This is a genomic window from Chromobacterium alticapitis, from assembly GCF_002924365.1.
Classification (GTDB): Bacteria; Pseudomonadota; Gammaproteobacteria; order Burkholderiales; family Chromobacteriaceae; genus Chromobacterium; species Chromobacterium alticapitis.
In genome coordinates, this window is sequence record NZ_PQWB01000008.1 from 1 (window position 1) to 18346 (window position 18346).

Sequence of the window (18346 nt, forward strand, 5' to 3'; positions counted from 1 at the left end):
GCCGATGCCTGGCTGGCGATCCACCCGGGTTCGGAGCGCGGCAAGCTGGAAGGCAAGCCCACGAAAGACCCCGCTTACAATCTTCCGGCTATCTGGATCCAGGATGCGCAACGCACGCGGGCGAGGGAGCTCGGCTACACGGTTGTGGATGCCGCCACGGTGTTCATGACCCATTTTTCGGAGCTGGTCAAGAAACATGCCGCGGAGCTGTTGACGCGGGATGAGGTGGAACGGCTGGTGCAGCATTTGCGGCAGAGCCAGGCCAGCCTTGTGGATGAATTGCTGCCCAATGTCATGACGCTGAGCGAGATCCAGAAAGTCTTGCAGGCCTTGCTGCTGGAAAAGGTGTCGATACGCCGCATGGACACGATTCTGGAGGTGCTGGTGGATGCCGCCCGCGCCGGCAAGGATGTCGACGACTTGAGCACGCGCGTGCGGCAGCGGCTGGGCGGCGTGATCTGCTCGCCCTTGCTGGACGGCGAGGGCGCCTTGCATGTGATCACCCTGGACGGCGGCATCGAGCAGACCCTATACGACGGCTTGCGCCGCAGCGAAAGCGGCGCTGTCTCCCTGGCGCTGGACCCGCGATTCGCGGAGCAGCTGCTGAAGAAAATGTTGATCGAATCGGAACGCATGGCCGGGGCCAATCATATGCCCGTGCTGCTCTGCGCGCCGGAGGTGCGAGCCAATCTGCGCAAGCTGACCGCTCGAATGATTCCGCATTTGCATGTGCTGGCGCTGAACGAGGTGCCGCCGGGGGTGGGACTGAAGTCCTTCGCAGCAGTGACGTTTTGACGGGCAAAGAGATGAGCGAATTATTGAGCGTAATGGCCGCGTCGATGCAGGCCGATGTGAACCGGGCGAATACCGTCGCCCAGAATATCGCCAACAGCAACACCGCCGGCTATAAGCGGCTTTTCGCCTTGGGCGACGCAGCTCAGGGCGGCGCCATGGCGGATACGCGGCAGGGGGCGATGAGCCGGACCGGCTCTGATCTGGATTTGGCCATCGAGGGCGCGGGGTATTTTTCCGCCCAGGATCCGGGCGGCGGCTATGTCAGCCGAGGCGGCGCGCTGCGGCAGGATAGCCGCGGCCGCTTGGTGCTGGCGCAGTCCGGTTTGCCGCTGGATGGCGAGCAGGGCGAGATTTTCCTGCGGCCGGGCGCTTTCCGGGTGGATGAGGCCGGCCAGGTATTCCAGGGCGAGAGAGTAGTGGCCCGCATCAAGCTGGTGTATCCGGCCAAGGATGCGCGGCTGGAGGCTGCGGGCAATGGCCTCTATCGCTTGCGCGGCGCCTTGGCCGATCCCAAGGATCTGGGGGGGGCGGGCCGGATACGGCAGGGCTTTCTGGAAATGTCCAATGTCAATTCCACCCGGGAAATGGTGGAGCTGATGGAGGCGACCCGCCACCTGGAGTCGGTGCAAAAGGCGGTGCAAGGCATGGATGCGGTGTGGGACAAGGCCCTGCGCACCATGGGTGAGTTTTGAACGTGATGAATCAAGGATCCAAGCGTGATTGACGCATTGTACGTAGGCGCCGCCGGCATGGCGGCCCAACAGAGTGGTTTGGAGGCGGTGGCCAATAATCTGGCGAATATGAACACGCCGGCTTACAAGCGCTCGCAGGCGGTTTTCGATGATCTGGTCTATCGCGAAACCGCGCGGCAGATGCCGGCGCAGGGCGAGGCGGCCGGGAGTGTCATGCAGGGTTTAGGCAGTCGCCTGAGCGCAGTGGAGAAAGTGTTCAGCCAGGGCGATCTGAGGCCGTCCGAGTCGGATTTCGATGTGGCGATCAATGGGGACGGTTTTGTCGCGATAGGCAATCCGGACGGCAGCCAGCTGTACAGCCGGCTGGGCGCGCTGCGCGTCAGCGAAGACGGCTTGTTGCAGTTGCGCAGCGGGCAGACCTTGGAGCCCGCCATCACGCTGCCGCGCGACACGCGCAAGCTGATAGTGGCCGAGGACGGCCGCGTCTCGGCGCAGACCGCGGATGGCAGCACGCTGGAGGTGGGCCGGATCGAGCTGGCGATGTTCAACAATCCCTCAGCACTCAAGCCCATGGGCGAAGGCCTGTATCAGGCGACCGAGCAGTCCGGCGCGGCCCAGATGGGCCGCGTAGGCGAAGAGGGCCGCGGCAAGCTGGCGCAAAAGTACCTGGAAGGCTCCAACGTGAAAATGGCCGACGAACTGGTGAACATGATGCTGGCCCAGCGGGCGTTCGAGGCCAATTCCCGCATCATTCAGGCGGCGGATGAGATGCAATCCATCGTCAATAACTTGCGGCGCGGCTGATGCGGCTGGCTGGCCTGTGGCTGGCCGGCTGGGCGGTTCTCGCCCAGGCTCAAACCTGGGTGGTGAAGGACGTGGTCCGCGTCGATGGCTCCAGCGCCAGTCTGGCACAAATGTTGGAGAGTCCGGCGCCGGCTGCTTTGGTCCGCGCGCTGGAAGCGCGGCCGCTGGTGACCGGCATGAGAGCTGGCGAGTCGAGAGTGGTGGCGAGGCAGCAGCTGCAAGCCGCATGGCATGCCGCGCAGCCGGATTGGAGTCTGCCGGAATCACTGCGGGCGCCGGAGCGGGTCGTGGTGACGCGAAACGGCGGCGCCCCCGCCGGCCCTGAGATGGCGCGGATGGGCGAGGCCGCATTGCGCGAGCGTTTGGCAGGCGCATGCGCGCAGCTGGATATCCGGCCTGAGGCGATGGCCAAGCCGCCGCAGTTGCCCGCGCAAGGCGTGAGGCTCGCGCCGCGCGTGCCCGCGGCGCCGGCGCTGGCCGGCAAGATGGCCGTGTGGCTGGACGCATTCGAGGGCGGCGCGCTGTATGGCAGCTGGCCGGTCTGGTACGCCGTGCGCTGCCTCAGGCCGGTCTACCGGGCAATCCGCGAGATTGACAAGGGCGAGCCCTTGTCGACGGCGAATGCCGCGGCGGAGATGGCGGATGCGACGATCGGCCGTCCGCTGGCCGCCTGGCGCGGCGCGGTGGCGGCTCGCCGGCTGGCCGAGGGCTCGGTGTTGCAGGAAGCGGATGCGGCGCCTGCGCCATTGGTGCGCAAGGGAAACCAGGTGATGGCCAGGCTGAACAGCGGTCCGATCCGGATGGAAATCCGCGCGGAAGCGTTGAGCGATGGCGCCGAGGGGCAAGTGGTCTATGCCCGGCGTGGCCAGGGTCAGCCTGCGTTCAAGGCCAGGGTGGTGTCCGACGGCGTAGTGGAAGTGTTGTGAGAACAGGCAGTTTTCGGGGTGAAAGCGGAAATGAATAAAGATAAATGGTGGTCGAGGATCGCGATGGGCGGCGCGTTGCTGGCGCTGGCCGTATCGCTGGCCCAGGCGGGCGAGCGCATCAAGGATCTGGGCCGCTTCAATGGATGGCGGGACAACCAGCTGATCGGCTACGGCCTGGTCACCGGCCTGGCAGGCAGCGGCGATAGCTCGCGCAGCCAGATGACGCAGCAATCCATGGCCAACCTGCTCAAGGAATTCGAGGTGAGCTTGGGGCCGGACCAGGTCAACAGCCGCAATGTGGCGGCGGTGATGGTCACCGCCAATATGCCGCCGTTGCTGGAGCCTGGCGCGCGGGTGGATGTCACCGTCACCTCCATCGGCGATGCGCGCAGCCTGTTGGGCGGCAGCTTGTTGCAAACGCCTTTGAAAGGCCTGGACGGCCAGGTATACGCGCTGGCGCAAGGCGCCTTGTCGGTTGGCGGTTATCGCTATGACAGCAACGGCAATATGGTGCAGAAGAACCATCCCACGGTAGGGCAGATTCCGGCGGGCGGCATCGTCGAACAGGCGGTGGCCACCAGCTTCATTCGCAACGGCATGGCCGAGTTCCTGCTGGCGGCGCCGGATTTCACCACCTCGGAGCGCGTGGCGCAGGCCATCAACCGCAAGCTGGGCCGCAATCTGGCCAGCCCGCTGGGCGCGGGCAAGGTGGGTATCCGGGCCGACGCGCCGTCCGCCGCCGGCGTGACGGATCTGCTCAGCCGGATCGAGGCCATCGAGGTCACGCCGGATGAGCGGGCCCGCGTGGTGGTGAACGAACGCACCGGCACCGTGGTGGCCGGCGGCAATGTGATGCTGTCCGCGGTCACGGTGGTGCACGGCGATCTGAAGATATCGGTGGAGACCGACTACCTGGTGTCGCAGCCCTCCCTGCTGGCGGGCGGTTCGCGTGAAATCCGGACGGCGGTGGTGCCGCAAACTCGGGTGACTGCGCAGGAAAGCCCGATGCCGGGCATCAATCTGAAGGGCAGCTCCACCATCGCCGATCTGGTGGCGGCGCTCAATCGCATCCATGCCAGCCCGCGCGACGTGATCGCGGTGCTGCAGGCGATCCGCACCGCGGGCGCGCTGCATGCGGAACTGGTCATTCAATAAAAAGGACGGGAAATGGCAATCGGTTCAGTCAGTGAGACGGTCTCTATGGCCTTGGACGGCCTGGTGCTGCGGCAGCAGGTCATCGCGCAAAACATCGCCAATCTCAATACCCCGGGCTATACGCCGCAGCGGGTGGATTTCGAGTCCGCCTTGCAGAACCCTGCCGGCGGCGGCCCTCGCATTCTGCCGGACACATTGGCCGGCGTGGCGTCCGGTCCGGGCGGCTCGGCCGCGGCGCTCAGCCACCAGGTGTCCGAGCTGGCCGACACGGCATTGCGCTACCAGACCCTGATCAAGGGCATCAATAAACAACTCGCCATCATGCAATTGGTGGTGTCGGACGGGAAACGCTAAATGGCGGGAATCTGGCAGACGCTGGCGATCAGCCAAAGCGGAATGGACGTGGAGCAGCTGCGGGCGGAAGTGGCCTCGCGCAATATCGCCAACGCCAATGTGGCAGCCGCGCCCGGCGCGGTCCTGGCCAAGCCCATGCGCGTGGTGACGCAGCCCGCGGGCTTCGGCCAGGCCTTGGACCGCGCGTCATCGGACGTACCGGCCGGCGGCGTGCGCGCCGCGCTGGTGGAGTCCGACGCCCAGCCGCGCAAGGTGCTGGATCCGTCCAACCCGCTGGCGGACGCGCAGGGCTATGTGCAGTACGCCGGCGTCAACACCCTGGACGAAATGTTCTCGCTGACCATGGCGGTTCGCTCTTACGAAGCGAACGTGACCGCGTTCAACGCGGCGCGTTCGATGATGCAAAAAGCGCTAGATATCGGAGGCAAGCAATGATTGAGGCGATTGCCGGCAGCAAACTGGCGGACGCCTTGTCCGCTTCGGCAGCCAAGCCGACCGCCGCGGCGGGTTTTGAAAAGATGTTGACGCAACTGGAGAAGTCCGAGAACAGCCTGGGCTCGTTGCTCAATGATGTGGCGACCGGGCAAGCCGGCAGCCTGCATCAGGTCATGCTGAAAATGGAAGAAACCCGCATGCAGTTCGAACTGTTCATGCAGGCGCGCAACAAGGTTCTGGAAGCCTACCAAGAAGTCATGCGGATGCAGGTGTGATGGTCGGTTCGGCAAATTTGATTGGATAGGCAGAGATGTTCGATTTTTTCAAGGCGCTGTGGCAGCGCTCTTCGGGCGCGGGACGCGCGCTGCTGGCGGCGGGCACGGTCGCGGCGCTGGCCGTGCCGGTCGGCGCGTACTGGTGGTCGACGCGCACGGATTATCAGGTGCTGTTCGCGGACCTGGACGCGCGCGACGCCGCCAGCGTGGTGGCGGCGCTGGACAAGCAAAAAACGCCTTATGTGCTGTCCGACGAGGGCAAGACCATCCAGGTGGAGAAGGACGCGCTGTACAAGACCCGCATGAAGCTGCTGGGCAGCGGTCTGGATTTGAAGGGCTCGGTCGGTTTCGAGTTGTTCAACAACGCTGAGTTCGGCGTCACCGAATTCGCCCAGAAGATCAATTACCAGCGCGCGCTGCAAGGCGAGCTGGCCCGCACCATCATGGGCTTTGACGAAGTGCAGAATGCCCGCGTGCACCTGGTGCTGCCGGAAGGCGGCATGCTGCGCAAGCGCGGCGCCCGCGCCAAGGCATCGGTCTGGGTCACGCTGAAGGGCGGCAAGAGCCTGCGCCAGGAGCAGGTCAACGGCATCCAGCGCCTGGTGGCCGCCTCTGTGCCGGAGATGGACTCCGCGGCCGTGACGGTGCTGGACGAGCGCGGCGTGGCCTTGTCCGCGCAAGAGAACGGCGAGGACGGCGTGCCGGCCGGCGATGCGGGACTGCAGCTGAAAAAGGAAACCGAGGCCTATCTGGCGGAAAAAGTGACGCGGATCCTGAACACCGCCCTGGGGCCGAACCAGGCCGCGGTCAGCGTGGACGTCGTGCTCGATCTGTCCGCGCAAAAGCTGACGCGCGAGTCCGTGGTGGGCGATGGCTCCGACAAGGGCGTGCTGGTGCGCCAGCGCGAACAGTGGCAGGGCGATGGCGAGGCCCCGCGGCAATTGCAGTCCTCGACGCCGGCCGGCGCGGGGGGCAACAAGTCGCTGGATGCCGAATATCAAGTGGGACGCGAACTGCGGCAGACCAACGTAGGCAGCGGTGCGATCAAGCGCGTCAGCGTCGGCATTGTGACCAATAGCAGCCTGTCGGACAGCGCGGTGGAACGCTTGCGCAATGTGATCGCCATGGCGGTGGGGCTGGATAGCGGCCGAGGAGACGGCATCGCTTTTTCCGTGCTGGACAATATCCAGGCGGTAGCCGCTTCGCAGGGCGCCGCGCAAGCGGCGCCGCGAGCGAAACAAGACGCCCTGGCGATGGATGCCGGCCCCGCCGTGTTGTGGGCGGCGGCTATCCTGCTGGCCCTGGGCGCGGGCTTGGCCTGGCAATGGCGCCGCCGAGTGGCGACGCGCGCGCTGGATGAGGCGGAGCGGGAGCGCCTGTTGCGGCAGGTGCAGCGCTGGCTGGCGGCGGAACAGGCCGGGGGCGGCGAGTAATGGCGAAGGAGCAGAACACTCTGCGGGCGGCGCTGGCGGTGTCGGCGCTGAGCGTCGAAGAGCGGCGCTGGCTCGAATCCCGGCTATCGGACGAGCAGCGCGGGCAATTGGCCCAGGCGCTGGCGAGCCTCGATCAGCGGCCGCTGCTGGAACAGGCGGATGCGCTGGAGCGCCCGAGCGACGCGGGGCCGCGGCCGGCGGCCTTGCTGCAGGCCATGCATGACGAACCGGCCTGGATGCAGGCGGCGATAGGGCGCGCTCTGGGCGAGGCGTGGCGGGAAGCGCTGTCGCTCGAGCTGGATGGCGCCGATGCGTGGCGCGAACGGGCGGACGGCCTGCGACGCGAATGGGCGGCGGGCGACAGGCGCGCGGCTCCCGCCTTGCGGGCGTGTTTGCTGGCCGGCTTGGAGGCGAAGGCCGCCGCCATGCCCATGATCGAGCCCGGTCCCGTCGTCGTCGCAGAGGCTGATCGCGGCTGGCCGCGCATGAAGCGTTGGTTCGCAAGGCGGCGCCATGAGTGACATCTTGCGTAACCCGAATATCCGCGCCGGATCAGCCGTTCAAACGTCCCGTTCCGCTGCCTTGGAACGGCCCGCGTCCACTCGAGCCGAGACGGCGCAGCGGATGGCGGCAGACGAGGCGCTAGCCATGCGCGAGCGCGCCGCGGCGGAGGCGCAGAGCATGCGCGCCAAGCTGTTGGCCGAGGCCGACGCTTTGCGCGCGTCCGCTCAGGAGGAGGGGTATCGCGCAGGCATGGCCAAGGCGGAGGTGGAGCTTGGTCGGCTGCGGCAGCAAGCCGATGGGCAGATCGCCAGCTTGCTGGACGCGCTGGGCAAGGCGCGGCTCGACATGCAGGCCGAGATGGAAAACCTGCTGACGCCCTTGTTGCTTGAGTCCTTGCTCAGGGTGATAGGCGAGATGCAGCCATCGCCGGAGCTGGTGCGCGCTTGCGTCGATAACGCGGTGAAAGAGGCGATGGGGCGGGAGCCGGTCACGGTGCGCCTGTCGCCGCGGGACGCCGCGCTATTGGAGGCGGCGCCCTTTGCCGGCGATGCCGGCCGCCAGGTGTCGATTGTGGCGGATAGCGCGCTGGAGGCGGGCGGCTGCGTGGTCGAAACCGCGCATGGCGACATTGAGGCCGGCGTGCTGCGGCGGATCGAGCGCCTGCGCCAGGCGCTGCAGGAGGCCGGCGCGCGATGACGGCCCGTTTCGAACGCTTGCGGGAAACCATACGCGGCGCCGAGCTGGTGGAGCGCGTGGGCCATGTGAGCCGCAAGGCCGGCCTGCTGGTGGAGTCGCGAGGCCCGTCCGGCGTGGGGCTGGGCGATCTGTGCCGCATCGAGCTGGCTCAAGGGCGCGGGCAGGTGTTGGCCGAGGTGGCCGGTCTGGCGCATGAACGGCTGCAATTGCTGCCATATGGTTCGCTGGACGGCTTGATGCTGGGCGACCGGGTGGTGCCTGCCGGCCATGGGTTTTCCGTGCCGGTGGGCGACGGCCTGCTGGGCCGCGTGGTGGATGCGTTCTGCCGGCCGCTGGACGACAAGGGGCCGGTGGCGGCCGTTTCCCGGCGGCCGGTGCGCGGCGCGCCGATTCCCGCGCTGCGCCGCAGCCGGATAGACGCCGTCATGGAGACCGGCGTGAGGGCGATAGACAGCATGCTGACCATAGGCTATGGCCAGCGGCTTTCCATCATGGCGGGCAGCGGCGTGGGCAAGAGCACCTTGTTGGGCATGCTGGTGCGCAATTGCGCGGCCGACGTGGTGGTGGTCGGGCTGATAGGCGAGCGCGGCCGCGAGGTGCTGGAATTCCTCGAGGAAAATCTGGGCGAGGCCGGCCTGGCGCGAGCCGTTGTCGTGGTGGCCACGGCCGACGAGCCCGCGTTGGTGCGAGAGGCCGCCGCGCTGAGCGCGGTTTCGGTCGCCGAGCATTTCCGCGATCAGGGGCGCTCGGTGCTGCTGATCGTCGACTCGCTGACGCGCTACGCGATGGCGCGGCGCGAAGTGGGCCTGGCCATCGGCGAGCCGGCCACATCGCGCGGCTATACGCCATCGGTGTTTTCGGAGCTTGCCGGCATGCTGGAGCGTTGCGGCACCCGCAAGGAGGGCGGCTCGATTACGGGCTTGTTCACCGTGCTGGTGGAGGGGGACGACATCCACGATCCGGTGGCGGACAGCGTGCGCGGCATCGTGGACGGCCATATCGTGCTGTCGCGCGAACTGGCCAACGCGGGGCATTTTCCTGCGATCGACGTGCTGGGCAGCGTGAGCCGCCTGTCGTCGACCTTGGCGTCGGAGGACGAGCGGCGGCTGATGAAGTCTTGCCGCAAAGCCTTGAGCGTGCTGGCTGCCAGCAAGGATTTGCTGGAGCTCGGCGCGTATCGGGCGGGCGGCAATCCTGAGCTTGATCAGGCGTTGGAGCGCAAGGCGGGGCTGGAGGCTTTTCTGCAGCAGGACACGCAGGAACGCAGCGAGCGCGAAACCGCCCTCGCGCGGCTATCCGCCTTGCTGGGAGGCGGCTAAATGGCGCAATACCGGTTGAACCCGCTGTTGCGGCTGCGCCAGTCTGCTCTGCAGCCGCTCAAGCAGGCTTTGCTGGAGGCGGATGCGCGCCTGGAGGATGCTCGCGCGGCATGGCGGGAGGGCGAGGCCGCGGTTCGCGCCTGCGAACAGTCCTTGTCCGGGCTGTCCGGCGATCCCGCGCTGTACGGCTCTGCCTGGCGTTATGCGCGCGAACTCAGGCTGCGCAGCCAGGCGCTGGCGGGCGCGGCGGCGGCGGCTGAGCAGGCGCGGGTGCAGGCCCAGGCAGCCTTGCAAACCGCGCGGATGGAGCTGAAACAAGTGGAAAAACATAAGGAACGCCAACGGCTGGCTGCCCGGGAGCGGCAGCAGCGAGCGGCGTACCGCGAACAGGACGACGCCTGGCTGCAGCGGCGCGCGCAAGGAGTCATGGCATGAGCATCGCCTTGATCGACGCGGAAGCGCGCGGCGCGGCGGCGCTGACGCGCCGCGAGCCGCAGGATGGCGAGGCCGGGCGGCAATGGCAGCGTCAGCTGGAGGCGGAGCTGGCCAGTCATAGCGTGTGCAAGGCCATCCGCATGGGCCAGGAGGAGACAGTCCGCTTTGTCCGGGATGGAGCAGAAGCCAGCTCGAACCGGGTTCTGGCCGAGCGGGACGTCGCCGCGCCGTGGGTGAGAAGCGGCGGCGCGTTGGCGGCTGATCCATCGTCCGTCGGCGCGGCGGCGCGCCCGCTCTTGCAAGAAAGCGCCGCGGCCAAGGCCGCCGCAGGCGAGGCGCCGGCGTGGGCCGTCAAGGTTTCCGCATCCTTGGAGAGCGGCGTGGAGGAAGCCGCGGCGCCATCCCGCGGGCCGGTGGAGGAGGCGGAGGCCGCGCTCAGAACCTGGCTGAAACCGTCCAAGATCACGGTGTTTTCCGATCAGGGCGAGCTGCGGGTCTGGGTAAGGGACGCCAAGCTGGCGGCCGGCGAGATAGAAGCGCTGGGCCAGCGTCTGGCGCGGCATGTCAGGGAAAAGGGCGGACGGCTGGCCTTGCTGGCTGTCAACGGCGCGGTGGTCTTTCAAGGCGAGGCCGCGTCCGGCTTGCATATTTCAAAACAGGGGTGAGCATGGCGACAACAGGTTTGGGCATTTCGAGCAGCGACAGCGTCGCGCAAACGAGAGGGATCACCCAGCAGGACTTCCTGCGGATTCTCTCCACGCAACTGACTTTCCAGGACCCGCTGAAACCGATCGACAATCAGCAGTTCATGGCGCAAATGGCGCAGTTTTCGTCGTTGGAGCAAACGAGGATGTCCAACGAAAAGCTGGACACGCTGCTGTCTCAGCAGGCGGCCAACCAGTCCTTGGGATTGATAGGCAAAACCGTTGAGATCTCGTCGGCCAACGGCAATGTGGCGGGCACGGTGACCACGATTTCCTTTTCCAACGGGCAGCCCATGCTGACAGTGAAAGCCACTTCCGGCGAACTGATGACCGATGTGTCGCTGACCCAGGTGGCGCTGGTGCGCGGGAGCGCTTCATGATCGATACCATGTTCGTCGGCCTGAGCGGCCTGCGCACTTTCCAGAAAGGCTTGTCCAATATTGGCAACAACGTGGCCAATTTGAATACGCCAGGGTTCAAGCGCACATCGCTGCAGTTCACCGACATGATGTACCAGTACGACTCGCAGGGCGGCGACGGCGGCCAGCATGGCGAGGGCGTGAAAATCGGTTCCACCGTGACGGATTTTTCGGCCGGAGAGTTGCAGACCTCGAATAATCCGCTGGACGTGGCGGTGGATGGCGCGGGCTTTTTCGTTTCCAAGAACGGCGATCAGATCCACTACAGCCGCATGGGACAGTTCGAGCTGGATCCGGACGGCCGCTTGCTGAACCGGCAGGACAAGTCGTCCATCCAGATGTACGACCCGGTCAAAGGGCTGGCGGACTTCAGCATCGGCGCTTTGCGCAGTCAGGCGGCCAAACCGACCACGACCATCAAATTCTCCGACAACCTGTCGTCCGGCGCGACCAACAGCAGCGCGGAAACCACGGTTTTCGACAAGGATGGCACATCTCGGCAGCTGAAGATCAGCTTCACCAATAATGCGTTGGCCACGCCGCGCAGCTGGAAGGTGGAGGTGCAGGACACCGCGGCGCAGAGCACGCTGGGCAGCGGCGAGATCCGCTTCGACCCGGACGGCTCTCCCTCTGCCGGCTACAACCAGTTGTCCATCGCGCTGAAAACGCCGAGCGGCGGACAGACGGCGCTGCAGCTGTTCTTCGGCGATCCGGGGTCGATCTCCGCGACCACCAGCCTCTCCGGCGGCACGTCGTCCACCATCCGGGTGGCCAGCCAGGATGGTTACGCGGCCGGCGCTTTGACCAAGCTGTCTTTCGACGGCGACGGCAAGGCCCAGATCACGTATTCCAACGGTCAGACAGCGGCGGCCGGGCGCCTGGCGCTGGCTTGGTTCGCGCAACCGGGCCAGCAGCTGGAGCGGGTGGGATCCGGCTATTACCGGGCGTTGCCTGGGCAGGCCGCTCAATACGGCGCGGCTGGAACCGGCGCGCTGGGCAAGGTGGCCGGCGGCAAAGTCGAGCTGTCCAATGTCGACCTGTCTTCTGAATTCAGCGACATGATGATCACGCAGCGCGGCTATCAGGCGGCCTCGCAGCTGATCTCCGCCGCCAATGAAATGATGCAGCAGGCCTTGCAGATGAAGGGGTCCCGATGAACGCGGTCCTGCCTTACCGGCTGTATGCGCATTCTGAGTTGGCGGCGATCGAGAGCGGCGCGCGCGAACGTTGCGCCGGCTGGCTGGATGGCTGGTCGATGGCCGGCGGTGAGCTGGATGTTTCGGCTCGAGCGGTTTCCCTGCCGGACCTGGCTGGAATGGCATGGCTGGCCGGAGAGGACGCGCTGCCGGCGCTGGCCGACGATACCGACGCCTGCGCGTTCTTCGCGGGAGTGTGTCTGGGCGTGAAAAAGAGCCGAGCCGCGCTGTCGGAATCGGCGCTGGCGTTGTCCGCGCTGAACGCCGCCCGCGCGGCGCTGGGCCGCGCGCTGACCGGCGCCGCTCCGGATGGCGGATATGGCGAGACGCCGTTGCGCGGCGAGGACCTGTCGCCGCTGTTTTCGGCGGTGGGTGCGGTGCGGCTGGAGTTGCGGGTGGCCGGGCTGACGCTGACGGCGCTGCTTTCCGCAGGGCAAGCCGCTGGCTTGCTGCCCGTCAGCGCGTCGCTTGCCGCCTTGCCGTCCGTGTCGCTGCGGAGCTTGCCGCTGGAGCGGGAGGTGGAGCTGGAAGTGCGGGCCGCGCCGGCGAGACTGTCGCTGCGGGATCTGGACTCCTTGTGTCCCGGCGACGTGATCCGGCTGGATCAGAAAACCGGCGCGCCGTTCGAGCTGTGCCTGCCGGACGGCGGCGTGCTGGGCACGGCGCGGTATGGCTCGCATGGCGGCAGGCCCGCGGTGAAGGTCGCTCGGCTGTCGACGCAAATCAACAAGAGTGGAAGAGCATGAACAACGAAGTCGAAATTTTCAATCCGGCGCCGCTGGATGACAAAGTGAGCGCCGCGGCGCCCGGATTGCTGGGCGGACGGCTGGAGCTGCTGAAGGATGTCGAGGTGCAGCTGGAGACGCGCATCGGCCGTTGCCGGCTCAGCATCGCGGCGCTGGATGCGCTGAAGGATGGCGAGGTGCTGACGCTGGATCAGGCGCCGGGCGATCCGGTGGAGGTGCTGCTGGGAGGCCAGGTGGTGGCGCGCGGCACGCTGGTGGTGGCGGGCGATCATTTTGGCGTGCGCATCGACCAGGTGGCGCGTCTTACGGCATGAGCGGCGGATGGAAATGAAATACGCGATAGCCCTGTCATTGTGCCTGGCTAGCTTGGGCGCATCCGCGGCGACGCCTTGCGCGGCCTCGGCGGCCTGCCCGGCGGCGTCGGAGCCTGCCCGCGCGGCCTTGCATTTCCGCCGCGAGCCGCCGCCGAGCGGCGCCGGCCTGCTCGGTCCTTACGAGATGCTGGGCGGCCTGGCCTTGCTCGGCGCCGCCGGGTGCTGGTGGCGCTTGCGCAAGCCGCGCTCGGGCCTGGCCGAGGATGGCCCCAGCGTCGTAGGCAAATGCCGCTTGTCCGCCAAATCATCGGTGTATGTGCTGCGGCATCGCGACCGCGAAATCATGCTGGCGGAGAGCGAGCACGGCATCACCGTCATCAGGGACGAAGCGCGAACATGAAAAGAATGAAGCAACTGGCCTGGCTGTTTGCCTGTTTGCCGCTGCTGGCCGATGCCAAGGGGCAGATGGTGGATGTGGCGCTGAACGGCGCCGGCGTCAGCCAGGCGGTCAATATCGTGCTGGCCCTGACGCTGGTGGCCCTGGTGCCCGGCATGATGGTGGTGATGACATCGTTTACCCGCATCGTGATCGTGCTATCCATGCTGCGGCACGCCATGGGCATGCAGGAAACCCCGCCCAACGTGGTGCTGATCATGCTGGCGGCTTTTCTGACGCTGCTGTCCATGGGGTCGACGTTTGAAAAGCTGGATCAGCAGGTGGTGACGCCGCTGTACGAACAGCATCTGCCGGCGTCGGCCGCGCTCAAGCAGGGCGGCGCCATCATGAAGGAATACATGATAGGCCGCACTCGCGAGCAGGACATGAACTTCGTGCTGGGCATCGCAGGCAAGGAGATGCCGGACAGCGCGGAAGCCATCAGCCTGTTGCATGTGGTGCCTGCCTTCCTGTTGAGCGAGCTGAGGCTGGCGTTCCAGATCGGTTTCGTGATTTTCCTGCCGTTTTTGCTGGTGGACATCATCGTTTCCAGCGTGCTGATGGCCATGGGCATGATGATGGTGCCGCCGGTTTCCATCGCGCTGCCTATCAAAATCCTGATGTTCGTGCTGATAGACGGCTGGACGCTGGTGGCCAGGGCGGTGTTGTCGGACAGCATGTAGGCAGCGATGGCCGTTTTGAATACTCGCGCGCGCAATGAGGAGGCATGCCGTCATGGGGATGAGGCGGGTCATCAAGCTGCTGATGTCCGGTCCGCCCTGGTGGAAGCCCACCAGTCCTTGGTGCGTATTCTGGCCGCCAGAATCTACGCCCAGCGCGTGGGAAATAGTTTCGAATTCGGCGATCTGTTCCACTGGGGCATGATCGGCCTGCTGGAGGCGATAGACCGGTATCGGCCGGATTGCGGCGTGGCGTTCAAGACCTATGCCGAACACCGCATCCGCGGCGAAATACTGGATAGGCTGGCCTCCACCTCGGAGGTGGCGAACCAGTCTTCGGTGCGTAATCAGATCATGCGCGAGCGGGCGCAGGCCCTGGAGGCCAAGGCCGTCGAGCCGTTCGCGATGCTGCGCGAGCTGTCCGTGGAATTCGCGATCGGCTTCATGCTGGAAGATAGCGGGATGTATTTGGCTGATCCGGACGCGCCCGCGCCGGATATGCCTTACCGCGCGCTGGAGCTCAAGCAGGCGCGCAGAGCGTTGCTGGCCGGCTTGAAGCGCCTGCCTGAGCATGCGCAAAAGGTGCTGCGGCTGCATTACTTGAATGGCGTGCCGTTCGCTGAAGTCGCGCGGATCATGGCGCTGAGCAAGGGGCGGGTTTCCCAGCTGCACAAGGATGGTTTGAACGAGCTGCGCAGACATCTGACATCGGAGGAGGCGGGATGGGGCTAAACTTTTTCGCCGAAACCGGGATAAGACTGTCACCGGCTGAATATGCCGAGTGATGTAACGAGTCGATGCGGCCAGACGGTTTTCGTCTGGAATGCATCCAATTGAGAGAGCGATTATGTCTTGTTGTGCCAGAATGGCGCTGTTGTTCGCATTGTTGATGACAGGATGCGCGGCGCCTAACAAACCGGTGGTGGCGGGGCCGACCAGCGCGGAGCCGCAGCCGGCGCCCTTGGCGCCGCCCAGCCCCGGGAGTTTGTACCAGGCGGGGCGCTACCATTCCTATTATCGGGATGACGTTCCTTCACGAGTGGGGGATAACCTGACCGTGGTGATCCAGGAGCGGGCAAGCTCCAGCTTGTCAGAGGAGGCCAAAGGCAGCCGCGATGCCCGGATTGATAATAGCGTGGGTTTCGATATGGATGCCCCCTATCTTTCTCGCTTGCTTGGCCGATCGCCGGGCAAGAAGTCCGAATCTGTCCAGCTGAGCGCGTCCGGCGGGGAAAAAATGGATGGCAGGGGCAGCCGCAACAACAGCAGCAGCTTTACCAGCTCTCTGTCGGTCACCGTCGTTGGCGTGCTGGCCAATGGCTATTTGCGGGTCAGCGGTGAGAAACAGGTTCAGATCAATGACGACGGCGAGCAGATCCGCCTGTCCGGGACGGTTAACCCGCGCGATATCCAGCCGGGCAATCTGGTCTCGTCCACCAAGTTGACGGATGTGCGCCTGGAGCAGAAAACTAGCGGCAATGGCGTCCTATACACCACGCCGGGCTGGCTGAGCCGTTTCTTCATGAGCGTGCTGCCATTCTGACGCGGCGCGGAAATTGTTTGAATGGGAGTTGCAATGGATTACTCGGTGCTGGATCAAGAAGAACTGTTTCAATTAGCGGTGCATGCCATGGAAAATCAACAACATGCCGAGGCGGTGACGCTGCTGAAGCAGGGGGTGTTGAACGATGGCTCGGATGCCCGCCTGCGTTATCTGCTGGGTGCGGAATATGCGCAGATCGGCTTGTTTGATCGCGCGGCGGCGGAGATGGAGCATGCCGTGGCGCTGCAACCCGATCTGGTGATGGCGGTTTTCCAGCTGGGCCTGTTGTACCTGACCCAAGGGCGGCCGGAGCAGGCGGTGCAAACCTGGCTGGGGCTGGATCCGCTGCCGCAGGATCATCCCTTGCAGCTGTTCCGCCAAGGGCTGCAGCACCTGATACGCGACGAGTTCGCCGAGAGCAGGGAGTCGCTGACGCAAGGCATGTCGGCCAATCAACTGGTGCCTGCCCTCAATGCGGACATGCAGCGCATTGTGCTGCAGATCGATGCCAGGAATGCCGCTGCCGAGCAGACGGCGCCCGCGGCCGCCGGCAGCGTGTTGCTGCGGGGCTATGCCGGCTCCGGCGATGGCAAGCTGCACTGATCCAGGCGAGGGAGCGGATGGAGCCGATAGACAAGGCTGGCATTTTGCAGAGGCTGCTAGCCAGAAACCGCGCGGCGGAAGGCCGCAAATCGGGTAAAAAAAGCTCCGCGGCGGCTGTCTCGCGCAATGGCAATGCCGTCGATGTGCGTCGCGGCATCGCCAGCCAGTTGCGGGCCATCGACCCGGCTTGGCCGGATGCCGTGCAGCGCGCGCTGGATGTGCACGTCCGCGCGCTGCTGACCGAGGAGTTCGGCGCCGGCATGGCGACCGATCCGGCCTTTGGCGGCCTGGCGGCCGATGTGTGCGAGGCGATCAGCCAACATCCACAATTTGAGACGCTGGCCGCCTATCTGCGGCAGCAGTTGCAACAAGCCCACAAGCAAGCATGATGACAGAACTTAAGCAGCGGCTGAGCCGAGTGCAAGCCTACCTGGAGGCCGATCCGGCCAATACTCATTTGTGGTTCGAACTGGCGGACCTGAATCTTCAGGCCGGGCGCTCGTCCGAGTGCGAAGAGGCCCTGCGCCGATTGCTCGCATTGGACCCGGCGCATTTCGGCGGTCGCTCTTTGCAGGGCGTCTGCCTGATGAGGCAGGCGCGGCTGGACGATGCCGTGGCGGTTTTCCAGGCCTTGCAGGCTGATGGATGGAGCGAGCCCGCGCTGTTCTACAACCTGGCCTATGCCCTGATGCTGCAAGGACGTTATGCCGAGGCGGAGCCGCATGCCGCGGCGGCGGCGAGCCGGCTTGACGCGCTGCCGGAGGCTGGCCCTTTGCATGCGCGCGCCTTGCACTTCCTGGGTCGGGTGGATGAGGCCGTGGCGGCCGCGGAACAGGCTTTGCGGCGACACCCGGAGCATTTGCCGCTATACGGCTTGCTGGCCACGCTGTATCTGGATCAGGAAAACCTGGCCGCGGCCGAGATCATCGCGCGACAGGTGCTCGATGCGGCGCCTGGCGATCCCGACGCCGCTACCACGTTAGGCATGCTGGCCTTGAGCCAGCAGGATTTGCCGGTCGCCTTGCCCTTGCTGCGTCAGGCTTGCGCCCGCAAACCCAACTCCGGCCGCGCGCAAATGGGGCTGGGCCTGGCGGCCATGCTGGAAGGCAGGCTGGATGAGGCCGAGGCTGGCGTGGTCCAGGCCTTGCGTCATATGCCGGGCCATATCGGCAGCTGGCATGTGCTGGCCTGGTGCCGGATTCTGCAGAATCGACCGGCGGAAGCGAAAGAGGCCTTGTTGGAGGCGCTCAGGCTGGATCGCAACTTCGCGGATACCCATGGCGGTTTGGCCGTTGTCGCCATCATGGAAGGGCATGCGCAGGAGGCCCAGCAATCCGTGCGCCGCGCGCTGGGTCTGAATCCAAACAGTTTCCCGGGGCTGTATGCGCAAAGCCTGCTGTTGCAGGCGGCAGGCCAGCCGGCTCAGGCCAAGGCCATCCATGAGCGGCTGATGAGCAGCGCGGTATTGCCGGACGGCACCCGCCTGAACGAGGCCGTGGCCAAGGCCATGGCGTTGTCTCCGTTCAATCGCGACGCCTGATCGAAAGCTATTTTCAGCTGCCAAACCTCCCTTTCCGGGAGGTTTTTTTTAATGTTTTCATATTTCACATGCATTTTCATCTAAATTGAATTTTTTTTCGCCCTTCAGCTAAACTTTTTCCGAATTTCCCAGATAAGACTCCCCGAACACGACATACTTTTCGAGGAGCAGGGCATGGTTGCGGTAGTCACAAGCGCGGGTCTGGGGGTGCAGAACGGTTCGCTGGCGTCGCTGGGCGGGCAAGGCCAGCTGGGCGAGGCGGCGTTCGGCCGCGGCGGCGAGCGGGTCTATGTCAACGCCGGCAACGGCAACCTGGTGCTGCAGCGCCGCGACGACTTCCTC

At 65.5% G+C, this 18346-nt stretch carries 25 protein-coding genes; all 25 read left to right on the plus strand.

The features are described from left to right. On the plus strand, window positions 1-795 hold a 795-nt coding region (locus C2I19_RS01515), incomplete at its 5' end, for an FHIPEP family type III secretion protein (protein WP_146056722.1). Between the two features lie 11 nt (window positions 796-806). Beyond that, the gene (locus tag C2I19_RS01520) at window positions 807-1487 is read left to right on the plus strand and encodes a flagellar hook-basal body protein (RefSeq protein ID WP_146056723.1); all 681 of its coding nucleotides are present in this window, start codon (window positions 807-809) and stop codon (window positions 1485-1487) included. Between the two features lie 24 nt (window positions 1488-1511). Further along, the gene (gene flgG / locus C2I19_RS01525) at window positions 1512-2291 is read left to right on the plus strand and encodes a flagellar basal-body rod protein FlgG (protein ID WP_146056724.1); all 780 of its coding nucleotides are present in this window, start codon (window positions 1512-1514) and stop codon (window positions 2289-2291) included. Continuing rightward, window positions 2291-3217, plus strand: a complete 927-nt coding sequence (flgA, locus tag C2I19_RS01530) for a flagellar basal body P-ring formation chaperone FlgA (protein ID WP_103900965.1) — start codon at window positions 2291-2293, stop codon at window positions 3215-3217. Before flgG ends, flgA begins: the two co-directional genes overlap by 1 nt. A 30-nt stretch (window positions 3218-3247) precedes the next feature. Next, on the plus strand, window positions 3248-4372 hold the full coding sequence (locus tag C2I19_RS01535; protein ID WP_103900966.1) for a flagellar basal body P-ring protein FlgI: 1125 nt from the start codon (window positions 3248-3250) through the stop codon (window positions 4370-4372). Window positions 4373-4384: 12 nt separating this feature from the next. After that, complete coding sequence (locus tag C2I19_RS01540) at window positions 4385-4726, plus strand: flagellar basal body rod protein FlgB (protein WP_103900967.1); 342 nt, start codon at window positions 4385-4387, stop codon at window positions 4724-4726. Then, window positions 4727-5161 carry a flagellar basal body rod protein FlgC gene (gene flgC, locus C2I19_RS01545; protein ID WP_199181044.1) on the plus strand — a complete coding sequence of 145 codons (435 nt, stop codon included), beginning with the start codon at window positions 4727-4729 and terminating at the stop codon, window positions 5159-5161. It begins immediately after the preceding gene. Next, the gene (gene fliE, locus C2I19_RS01550) at window positions 5158-5436 is read left to right on the plus strand and encodes a flagellar hook-basal body complex protein FliE (protein WP_103900968.1); all 279 of its coding nucleotides are present in this window, start codon (window positions 5158-5160) and stop codon (window positions 5434-5436) included. Before flgC ends, fliE begins: the two co-directional genes overlap by 4 nt. A gap of 35 nt (window positions 5437-5471) precedes the next feature. Continuing rightward, a complete protein-coding gene (fliF, locus tag C2I19_RS01555) occupies window positions 5472-6869 on the plus strand; it encodes a flagellar basal-body MS-ring/collar protein FliF (protein ID WP_103900969.1) in 1398 nt (465 codons plus the stop codon). After that, on the plus strand, window positions 6869-7390 hold the full coding sequence (locus C2I19_RS01560) for a hypothetical protein (RefSeq protein ID WP_103900970.1): 522 nt from the start codon (window positions 6869-6871) through the stop codon (window positions 7388-7390). The genes fliF and C2I19_RS01560 overlap by 1 nt, the downstream gene beginning before the upstream one ends. Continuing rightward, on the plus strand, window positions 7383-8069 hold the full coding sequence (locus C2I19_RS01565; protein ID WP_103900971.1) for a FliH/SctL family protein: 687 nt from the start codon (window positions 7383-7385) through the stop codon (window positions 8067-8069). Before C2I19_RS01560 ends, C2I19_RS01565 begins: the two co-directional genes overlap by 8 nt. Beyond that, a complete protein-coding gene (locus tag C2I19_RS01570; protein WP_103900972.1) occupies window positions 8066-9388 on the plus strand; it encodes a FliI/YscN family ATPase in 1323 nt (440 codons plus the stop codon). Before C2I19_RS01565 ends, C2I19_RS01570 begins: the two co-directional genes overlap by 4 nt. Next, complete coding sequence (locus C2I19_RS01575; protein WP_103900973.1) at window positions 9389-9823, plus strand: hypothetical protein; 435 nt, start codon at window positions 9389-9391, stop codon at window positions 9821-9823. Further along, the gene (locus C2I19_RS01580; RefSeq protein WP_103900974.1) at window positions 9820-10488 is read left to right on the plus strand and encodes a hypothetical protein; all 669 of its coding nucleotides are present in this window, start codon (window positions 9820-9822) and stop codon (window positions 10486-10488) included. Before C2I19_RS01575 ends, C2I19_RS01580 begins: the two co-directional genes overlap by 4 nt. A 2-nt stretch (window positions 10489-10490) precedes the next feature. Continuing rightward, entirely contained in the window at window positions 10491-10907 is a 417-nt protein-coding gene (locus C2I19_RS01585) for a flagellar hook capping FlgD N-terminal domain-containing protein (protein ID WP_103900975.1), read from the plus strand. Continuing rightward, window positions 10904-12103, plus strand: coding sequence for a flagellar hook protein FlgE (locus C2I19_RS01590; protein ID WP_103900976.1), 1200 nt, complete (start codon window positions 10904-10906; stop codon window positions 12101-12103). The genes C2I19_RS01585 and C2I19_RS01590 overlap by 4 nt, the downstream gene beginning before the upstream one ends. Next, window positions 12100-12888, plus strand: coding sequence for a FliM/FliN family flagellar motor switch protein (locus C2I19_RS01595; RefSeq protein ID WP_103900977.1), 789 nt, complete (start codon window positions 12100-12102; stop codon window positions 12886-12888). Before C2I19_RS01590 ends, C2I19_RS01595 begins: the two co-directional genes overlap by 4 nt. Then, entirely contained in the window at window positions 12885-13202 is a 318-nt protein-coding gene (locus C2I19_RS01600) for a FliM/FliN family flagellar motor switch protein (protein ID WP_103900978.1), read from the plus strand. The genes C2I19_RS01595 and C2I19_RS01600 overlap by 4 nt, the downstream gene beginning before the upstream one ends. Before the next feature lie 7 nt (window positions 13203-13209). After that, window positions 13210-13602, plus strand: coding sequence for a hypothetical protein (locus C2I19_RS01605; RefSeq protein ID WP_103900979.1), 393 nt, complete (start codon window positions 13210-13212; stop codon window positions 13600-13602). Beyond that, complete coding sequence (fliP, locus tag C2I19_RS01610; RefSeq protein WP_199181045.1) at window positions 13599-14321, plus strand: flagellar type III secretion system pore protein FliP; 723 nt, start codon at window positions 13599-13601, stop codon at window positions 14319-14321. Before C2I19_RS01605 ends, fliP begins: the two co-directional genes overlap by 4 nt. Window positions 14322-14420: 99 nt before the next feature. After that, window positions 14421-15050, plus strand: a complete 630-nt coding sequence (locus C2I19_RS01615) for a sigma-70 family RNA polymerase sigma factor (RefSeq protein ID WP_158253606.1) — start codon at window positions 14421-14423, stop codon at window positions 15048-15050. A 229-nt stretch (window positions 15051-15279) separates the two neighbouring features. Continuing rightward, window positions 15280-15861: a flagellar basal body L-ring protein FlgH gene (locus C2I19_RS01620; protein WP_233201061.1), complete on the plus strand. Its 582-nt coding sequence runs from the start codon at window positions 15280-15282 to the stop codon at window positions 15859-15861. A 21-nt stretch (window positions 15862-15882) separates the two neighbouring features. After that, window positions 15883-16464 (plus strand): tetratricopeptide repeat protein, encoded by a 582-nt coding sequence (locus C2I19_RS01625; protein WP_146056725.1) that lies wholly within the window; start codon window positions 15883-15885, stop codon window positions 16462-16464. Between the two features lie 17 nt (window positions 16465-16481). Continuing rightward, window positions 16482-16853 (plus strand): hypothetical protein, encoded by a 372-nt coding sequence (locus C2I19_RS01630; RefSeq protein WP_103900983.1) that lies wholly within the window; start codon window positions 16482-16484, stop codon window positions 16851-16853. After that, window positions 16850-18004, plus strand: a complete 1155-nt coding sequence (locus C2I19_RS01635) for a tetratricopeptide repeat protein (RefSeq protein WP_103900984.1) — start codon at window positions 16850-16852, stop codon at window positions 18002-18004. Before C2I19_RS01630 ends, C2I19_RS01635 begins: the two co-directional genes overlap by 4 nt. Window positions 18005-18346: the final 342 nt, after the last annotated feature.